This is a genomic window from Dietzia aerolata, assembly GCF_014144865.1.
GTDB classification, from domain to species: Bacteria; Actinomycetota; Actinomycetes; order Mycobacteriales; family Mycobacteriaceae; genus Dietzia; species Dietzia aerolata.
The window spans coordinates 1-1,064 of the sequence record NZ_JAALDM010000269.1; the positions used below are offsets into that span (position 1 = coordinate 1).

The 1,064-nt window shown below is 58.9% G+C and carries 1 protein-coding gene; it reads right to left on the reverse strand.

From position 1 onward, the window contains the following. A partial coding sequence (locus G6016_RS14495) for a hypothetical protein (RefSeq protein ID WP_182633327.1) occupies positions 1–1,064 on the reverse strand: 1,064 nt, incomplete at both ends.

The following is a 1,064-nucleotide window of genomic DNA, read 5'->3' on the forward strand; positions in this document are numbered from 1 at the left end:
CGCCTCGGCCGCCGCCGCCGCTACTGCCGCCGCCTCGGCCCACACTCGTTGCAAGTGAACCGACTCCGCGACCGGCGGACACAGCCTGACGGCCCATGCCACTTGCCGCTTTGGCAAGACCGAGGGTGCCGCCCATAGCCATCATTCCGCCGCCAGGAGAGCCGCCAGCGCCGCCGACGAGCTGCAACAGAATCGGCATGGCAAGCACCGGTGAGATGAACAGCAAAATGGTGATGAAGTCGTTTCCTGCATCCGCTGGCTGGTCGTTGGCGTATCGAATACCGAGTGCGAAAACGAGCGCACAAATGGGCTTAAACAGCAGCAAGCCCGTCAGCAATCTCAATAGAGCTGACCAAATCGCCTTACCCTGTTCCCCCGAGCTGGCCGCCCCGGCAATCGGCAAGAACACCGTTGCCGCGATGAAAAGGAACTGCCGCATGAACAGCTGCATCAGTAGATCGAGGAACGCGAAAATCGCCATAACTGCAAGGATCAGAAGTAGCAATCGCTCGACGGTCAACTCAGAATCTTCCGTAACGAGCATGGTCTGAATACGTTCCTTAGCGACATTGATGTCACCGGCTTGCTCGAAAAGGTAGTTGGCAAGTGCGTCGGTCGCTGCAATAAGAGTCATCAACACTGGGCCAGATGCCGCGGCCGCAGCGGCGGCTTTCATCGTGGCACTGGCCGTGGAGCTGCCCAACTGCATCTGTTGATCGGCGCGCGCGGTCGCTATACGCCCGGCACCAATGACAAGCGAGAAAGCGACGGCATAAATGACCAGATCGCTTGTGATGCCAGTAGCCCAATCAATGCTGGCCCGAATCGCGTCAGGGTCAGAGATGGGATCACGCTGAAAGAAGTCCATCAGATACGCGAAGAGTTGCGCAGCCAACGCCATAGTCAGGTCAATCAGCTTGCCAAGCGTACTGTCGGCAATCTCACTGACCACGTTCTCGCTATTACATCCAACGTCGAGCACACTGCACTCGCCGCCGAGCAAACCGCCGTCAAAGAAGCCAGACTCGTCGCCCTGGTCCTCACCGTCGGTGCCGGTATCGGCG